This window comes from Streptomyces sp. NPDC006265 (genome assembly GCF_040613555.1).
Classification (GTDB): domain Bacteria; phylum Actinomycetota; class Actinomycetes; order Streptomycetales; family Streptomycetaceae; genus Streptomyces.
This window is the reverse complement of the sequence record NZ_JBEXSH010000654.1, coordinates 1-5,226: the sequence shown is the minus strand read 5'-3', so window position 1 is coordinate 5,226 and position 5,226 is coordinate 1. Positions and strand designations below refer to the sequence as shown.

General features: G+C 71.8%; 11 protein-coding genes. All 11 read left to right on the top strand.

Annotated features, from left to right (window positions below):
• Nucleotides 1-115 precede the first annotated feature (115 nt).
• The 11 genes from ABZ281_RS36610 (at nucleotide 116) to ABZ281_RS36560 (ending at nucleotide 5,140) form a co-directional block, all read left to right on the top strand.
• On the top strand, nucleotides 116-628 hold the full coding sequence (locus tag ABZ281_RS36610) for a hypothetical protein (protein WP_356662366.1): 513 nt from the start codon (nucleotides 116-118) through the stop codon (nucleotides 626-628).
• Complete coding sequence (locus ABZ281_RS36605) at nucleotides 625-792, top strand: hypothetical protein (protein ID WP_356662365.1); 168 nt, start codon at nucleotides 625-627, stop codon at nucleotides 790-792. Before ABZ281_RS36610 ends, ABZ281_RS36605 begins: the two co-directional genes overlap by 4 nt.
• A complete protein-coding gene (locus ABZ281_RS36600; RefSeq protein WP_356662364.1) occupies nucleotides 789-1,124 on the top strand; it encodes a hypothetical protein in 336 nt (111 codons plus the stop codon). Before ABZ281_RS36605 ends, ABZ281_RS36600 begins: the two co-directional genes overlap by 4 nt.
• On the top strand, nucleotides 1,121-1,366 hold the full coding sequence (locus tag ABZ281_RS36595; RefSeq protein WP_356662363.1) for a hypothetical protein: 246 nt from the start codon (nucleotides 1,121-1,123) through the stop codon (nucleotides 1,364-1,366). The genes ABZ281_RS36600 and ABZ281_RS36595 overlap by 4 nt, the downstream gene beginning before the upstream one ends.
• Nucleotides 1,363-1,980 (top strand): hypothetical protein, encoded by a 618-nt coding sequence (locus ABZ281_RS36590; RefSeq protein WP_356662362.1) that lies wholly within the window; start codon nucleotides 1,363-1,365, stop codon nucleotides 1,978-1,980. Before ABZ281_RS36595 ends, ABZ281_RS36590 begins: the two co-directional genes overlap by 4 nt.
• Nucleotides 1,981-2,341: 361 nt before the next feature.
• Entirely contained in the window at nucleotides 2,342-2,527 is a 186-nt protein-coding gene (locus tag ABZ281_RS36585) for a hypothetical protein (RefSeq protein WP_356662361.1), read from the top strand.
• Nucleotides 2,524-2,742 carry a hypothetical protein gene (locus ABZ281_RS36580; protein WP_356662360.1) on the top strand — a complete coding sequence of 73 codons (219 nt, stop codon included), beginning with the start codon at nucleotides 2,524-2,526 and terminating at the stop codon, nucleotides 2,740-2,742. Before ABZ281_RS36585 ends, ABZ281_RS36580 begins: the two co-directional genes overlap by 4 nt.
• The gene (locus tag ABZ281_RS36575) at nucleotides 2,739-3,869 is read left to right on the top strand and encodes a hypothetical protein (protein WP_356662359.1); all 1,131 of its coding nucleotides are present in this window, start codon (nucleotides 2,739-2,741) and stop codon (nucleotides 3,867-3,869) included. Before ABZ281_RS36580 ends, ABZ281_RS36575 begins: the two co-directional genes overlap by 4 nt.
• Nucleotides 3,869-4,432 carry a hypothetical protein gene (locus ABZ281_RS36570; RefSeq protein WP_356662358.1) on the top strand — a complete coding sequence of 188 codons (564 nt, stop codon included), beginning with the start codon at nucleotides 3,869-3,871 and terminating at the stop codon, nucleotides 4,430-4,432. Before ABZ281_RS36575 ends, ABZ281_RS36570 begins: the two co-directional genes overlap by 1 nt.
• A gap of 8 nt (nucleotides 4,433-4,440) precedes the next feature.
• Complete coding sequence (locus tag ABZ281_RS36565) at nucleotides 4,441-4,884, top strand: hypothetical protein (RefSeq protein ID WP_356662357.1); 444 nt, start codon at nucleotides 4,441-4,443, stop codon at nucleotides 4,882-4,884.
• A gap of 1 nt (nucleotide 4,885) precedes the next feature.
• The gene (locus ABZ281_RS36560) at nucleotides 4,886-5,140 is read left to right on the top strand and encodes a hypothetical protein (RefSeq protein ID WP_356662356.1); all 255 of its coding nucleotides are present in this window, start codon (nucleotides 4,886-4,888) and stop codon (nucleotides 5,138-5,140) included.
• Nucleotides 5,141-5,226 lie beyond the last annotated feature (86 nt).

Genomic DNA, 5,226 nt, shown 5'->3' with positions numbered 1-5,226 from the left:
ACCGCCTCCGGCCCTGCCCGGCTGCCCGACGGGAGCGCCGTCACCGCCCACAACGTCGTGGATCTCAGCGAGCGCGCCAGCTACGCGCTCCACCCATCACATCACGGAGGAACCCATGAAGAACCAGCCCAACCCGGACCGCGCCCGCCTCGCCGACCTCCGCACCGAGTACGCCAACACCGGCATGGTGACGTCCGACGGCGCCGTCTGGCTGATCGCGCAGGTCGTCGTCCTGCGGGAGACCGTCGACCGTCTGCGCGCCGAACTCGCCGAGGAGAAGGCCAGCCACGACCCGCGCCTGCGCTGCCTGATCGTCAAGGCCGCCCCGGATCGGGACCTGTACGTCGGCTGGTCCAACGTGTGCGAGATGCCCGCCGGAGTGTGGTCCCGCGAGACCGCCATCGAGTACGGGTTCCCACCCTCCCGCCTCGACCGTGCCGACGAGACCGGCACGTCCTCCCACATCGGCGACGGCGCCTGGGACGACAAGGGGTTCGTCGCCGAGCAGCGCGGATGGCTCCGCCGTGACCGCCTCGGCGACTACGCCGTCGAGTACCTCCACGGCGACCGGCAGGCCGCCTACGGCCTGCTGGAGCCGTTCGAGGGCGAGGACGAGGTGCGCCGATGACCGCCCGCCCGCGCTGCGCCCGCGGTCACTTCCTCGCCGCCTCCGGAACCTGCCGCTGCGAACTCCCCCGCCCTCGCTGGGTCGCTGACCTGTGGGGCCAGGGCCTCACCGCCCGCCAGCGCTTCAGCATCACCACCGTGCCCCTCACTGGGAGGTACCTGTGACCCGATCAACCCGCGTCCTCGGCTGGGCGTACCTGCTCGCTGCCCTGCTCACCGCCCACTGTTCCGTCACCAGCGCCCGCAGCGACGCCTGGTGGTACGCCGCCGGCCTGTTCGGCGTGTCGCTGCTGCTCATCGTCGCCCTCGCCCGCGAGTACGTGGCCGCCGACGAACGCCGCGCGGCCGCCGTCAGGGCCGAGCGCGCCGCCCGCCTCCGCACCTGGGCGAGCCAGGCGCGGCCCGACCTGGAAGACGGCTGCTGCGAGCGCTGGTGGACCAGCTGCGGCACCCAGCATGACCCGCACCACTGCGCCAGGAAGGACCAGGCCGCATGAGCCCCCAGCGCTACACCGCCGACAGCATCACCGACGACGCCCTGGACCAGCTGTACGCCAACGCCTCCAGGGGCTGGCGCCGCGGCGACGAGTGGAAGAGCCGGGCGCAGAAGGCTGAACGCGCCCTCGAGCGGGTCGAGGCCCTCGCCTACCGGTGGGAAACCGCCCTCGCCGCGGACACGCCCTATGCCCGTAGCCTCCGCGCTGCCCTGGCAGGCCCGAAGGAGCAGAGCACCCCGTGACCTGCGAACTGTGCGGCAACGCGGCCAGCGGCTACCTGTGCAACCGGCACCGGGACGAGCTGGCCGCGCGGCTGCAAGAACTCCCTGCCCTGTACGCCGAGGTCGGCGAGTGCCTCGTACCCCGCCGCACCGGCTGGGGCGACATCGTGGCCACCAAGAGCGCGGCCGGCCCCCGCTCCCCCGTCAACGAAGACGTCGTCGACACGGTGAACTGGGACCGCGCAACCGAGGTCATTCACTCGTGGCGGGCGGACGTCCGGCGGCTGCGCTGGCCCCACCGCGGAACCACGCCACCCGCACGGTTGGAGGCAGACTGCCGATGGCTCGCCCAAGAGCTCGACTGGATCGTCGCCCAGTACCCGGCGACTGGCGATCTGGCCCGCGAGGTCGCCGAGCTGAACAGCCAGGTCCGCTCGATCGTCGGCGACCCGGAACCGCGGCCGCAGCGAATCGGCTACTGCGTCGCGTTGGTCGGCGAGGGCGTGGTGTGCGGGGCCGTGATCTCCCGCATGCCGGGTGAGACGCAGCTGAAGTGCCGGTGGTGCAGGACCGAGTACGGGCCCGATGACTACCTGATGCTGAAGCACTTCCAGCCGAGCGAAACGCTTGCCTAGAACCCTAGGGTTCTAGTAGCGTGTCCTGCGTGCCAACAACCGATTGGCGCGCACGGGTTGAAGCCGAGGACCGGCGACAGAAACGGCTGTTGAAGCTGATCTCTGCCAGCGCACAGAGGCGAGCGGAAGCGCTCGAAGAAGGCGTCAGGGAGTTGGGCAGCAAGTCGGAAGTCGCCCGCACCCTCGGCATCAGCCCAAGCGCAGTACGAAGATCAATCCGCGAGCACGGAACGGGCACCCTACGCCCGGCCAGCTCCCCGAGAACAACCGAATAGGCCCGGAAAGCGGGCAGCCCCGGACCGAGCGACCCTACCGCTCGTCCGGGACCACCACTTGATCACGAGAGAGAGCTGACCTCCTCATGACCCGGAAGAACCCTACCGTCCCCGCGGGCGCCGACGACCAGGCGGACCGCGTCGCCGAGCTGCACGCCGAGTGCCGCGCCGACTACCAGCGGGCCGCCGCCAACCGTGCGGCCTCCGCCGGAGCCGCCCGCGACCAGGGAGCGTTCGCCCGCATGCACGCCGCCGAGGCGGCCGGCCGATGAACACCTCCTACACCCCGCTCCACAACCCGGAGACCGAGGCGCACGGCATCGTCCCGCCGCTGGAGCAGGCCATCGACCGGGCCCGGAAGGTCCTCGACGAGAAGGCCCAGGCGAACATCCACGACCAGGACGCGATGATCCGCGCCGCCTACGGCCTCCACTACGTCCTGCACGACCTGCTCGCCGCGCTCGACGCCGAGGGGGTCGGCCGATGAACACCCGCGCTCTCACCACCGGACAGCGGGCCGTCCTCGGGACGGCGGCCGCCGTGATGGTCGTCGTCGGCGTGGCCGGCGCCGTAGGCACCTTCTCCAACACCCTCGCCGAGTTCGGACGCAAGGCCACCGCCGCCGGTGTCGTCGCCGCAGGCGAGGGCCTCACGCTGATCCTGGCCCTGACCATGCTCGGCCTGACCCTGCTCGGCCAGTCAGCCCCGCTCTGGGTCCGCGTCGGCCTGTGGCTGGCCCCCCTGGCCGCCTGCGGCACCGGCCTGTCCCTCGCCGACAACGTCACCGAGTCCGTCGTCTACAGCGTCACGCCGCTCGGCATGTCCGGCGCCGCCGAAGGCCTCGGCCTCATCGCCCGCCGCATCGTCATCTACAGCACCGGCGTGGACGCCGAGGCCCAGCGACGCAACGCGCACGCCGTGCAGCAGCTGGCCTACCACCAGGCCGCCGCCGAGCGGCACCCCGACGAGGACACCCGCGAAGACGCCCTGCGCAAGTCGTGGAAGCTGGCCCGCAAGGTCGGCATCGGCGACCAGGTCCTGGGCGCCGCCCTAGTCGAGGTCCAGCGCGAGCGCATCACGGGCGGAGCGGATGCAGCCCTCGGCGCCATGTACGCCGCACAAGCTCCGGCCGCCGTCGACCAGACGCCCGCACCGGCCCGGCCGGCCTCCGCCACCGAGGTGCTGCGCCAGCGGTTCGCCGAGATGGACCCGGCCGATGCGATCCGCCTGGCACACGATGCGCGACCTGATGCGCCCCCGGCCGAACTCGCCCACCTCCTCGGCACCTACGGCGTGCCCGTTGACCCCGTGGCGGTCGCCCTGGTCCTCGGCCACAAGCCCGCCGAGTACGAGGTGCGTCGACCTGATGCGCCCGCGCATCAGCAGGTCAGCGACCCTGTCACCGCCCTGGAGCCGGTCACGATGGAGGCCGCCGTCGTCGAGGCCGCATCCGCCCTCGGCCCCGACGCATCAGCCCGCGAGATCGCCGAGCACGTGGCCCAGAACCGGCGCCTGGTCGTCACCGAGCCCTACGTGCGCACCGCCCTGTCACGCGCCGCGAAGAAGCCCCAGCCGGAGACCCCGGCCAAGCCGATGGAAGGCGGATACGCCTGATGGATGCGCAGTCGTCGCCCGGCGGTGACGAACTGCGCACCCGGGCCTACCTCCGCACCCTCCACGCCCGCCCCTTCGGGCACGCCAACGACACTTCGCGAAGGACACCCATGCCCACCCCCGACGAGGAGCCCCGCTGGTGGGCCGTCGGCAAAGACTCACCCGCCGAACAGCCCCAGCCCGACCAGGGGAGCGGCCTACCGCCCGGCTTCCACATCACGGTCACCCCACCGCCGGCACCGCCGCCCGTCGACCCCGGAACCACGGAACGCCGCGCCCGCACCCGCCGTTGGTTCCTCGCCCACGGCGCCGCCGCCGGCATGGGCTGGACCTTCGGCCTCTACGACGCCATGGCCACCTTCTTCAACACCCTCGGCCCCGGGGCACCGGCCGCCGGCCTCGCCCTCGCCGGATTCGGCTGGATCGGCGCCGAGGTCCTGGGGGAGCGGTACGTGCGCATCCTGCCCACCCGCCTCCGCCCGGCCGCCGACTGGGTCTTGCGCATCCCCATGTCCACCGCCCTGCTCGCCACCGCGCTGCACGCGCCCAACCCGTTCCAGTAGGAGTCCTCGTGTACCTCGCAGCAGCCGACGGTGCCGCCTTCGGTGCACTCGGCGCCGGCGGCCTAGCCTTCGCCCTGGCCCTGTTCCTCGTGCTCGGCGTGAAGGGGCAGGGGCGGGTGAAGCTGAAGGACAACCCTGCGATGATCTGCGGGTTTGTCGCCTCCACCGCGTTCAGCGCGGCCGGATCCATCTGGGCCAACCCGGAGAAGATCACCAGCCAGGGCCTGACCGGCCTCGGCGTAGGCCAGGGGAGCGGACCGTTCGGCAACGTCGGCATCGGCGCCGTCGCCCTGGTTCTGCTCATCCTGATGATGTGCTGGAAGATGACCCCCCTGCGCGGAGCGATCCTCGGCCTGATCGCAGGCATCGTCTGGCCGGCCGCAGGCGACGGCACCGTCTGGGCCATGCCGTCCGAACTGGGCGCCGCCGTCCTGATGATGGTGGGCGGCTGACATGCGCATCTGGGTCGCCATCTGGACCGGCTCCAGCGCAATCAGCCGGTTGATCGCCCTCTGGATCGCCGGGGGACCGCTGCTCCGCCTCGCCCTAGTGGCTCTGGCCGCCGGGTTCCTTCGAGGCTGGCCCGGCTGGGACATCACCGTCCCGTCCGTCGCCGTGGGGTGGCTCGTCACCGCCATCGTCCTCGGCCTGCGCCTGCCCAACCCGACCGCATCTGCGGAGCCTGCGCCTCAGCCCTCCTCCCTATAACCATTGGAAGAGGACTACGACGTCATAATCATCGACGGCCCGGCCAGCCTCGGTCTGATCATGGTCAACGGCCTGTACTAAGTGCG

Excerpts from the sequence above, each read along its gene's own strand:
- ABZ281_RS36610 (WP_356662366.1), top strand. The coding sequence starts at position 116 with ATGAAGAACCAGCCCAACCCGGACCGCGCCCGCCTCGCCGACCTCCGC.
- ABZ281_RS36605 (WP_356662365.1), top strand. The coding sequence starts at position 625 with ATGACCGCCCGCCCGCGCTGCGCCCGCGGTCACTTCCTCGCCGCCTCC.
- ABZ281_RS36595 (WP_356662363.1), top strand. The coding sequence starts at position 1,121 with ATGAGCCCCCAGCGCTACACCGCCGACAGCATCACCGACGACGCCCTG.
- ABZ281_RS36585 (WP_356662361.1), top strand. The coding sequence starts at position 2,342 with ATGACCCGGAAGAACCCTACCGTCCCCGCGGGCGCCGACGACCAGGCG.
- ABZ281_RS36580 (WP_356662360.1), top strand. The coding sequence starts at position 2,524 with ATGAACACCTCCTACACCCCGCTCCACAACCCGGAGACCGAGGCGCAC.
- ABZ281_RS36575 (WP_356662359.1), top strand. The coding sequence starts at position 2,739 with ATGAACACCCGCGCTCTCACCACCGGACAGCGGGCCGTCCTCGGGACG.
- ABZ281_RS36570 (WP_356662358.1), top strand. The coding sequence starts at position 3,869 with ATGGATGCGCAGTCGTCGCCCGGCGGTGACGAACTGCGCACCCGGGCC.
- ABZ281_RS36560 (WP_356662356.1), top strand. The coding sequence starts at position 4,886 with ATGCGCATCTGGGTCGCCATCTGGACCGGCTCCAGCGCAATCAGCCGG.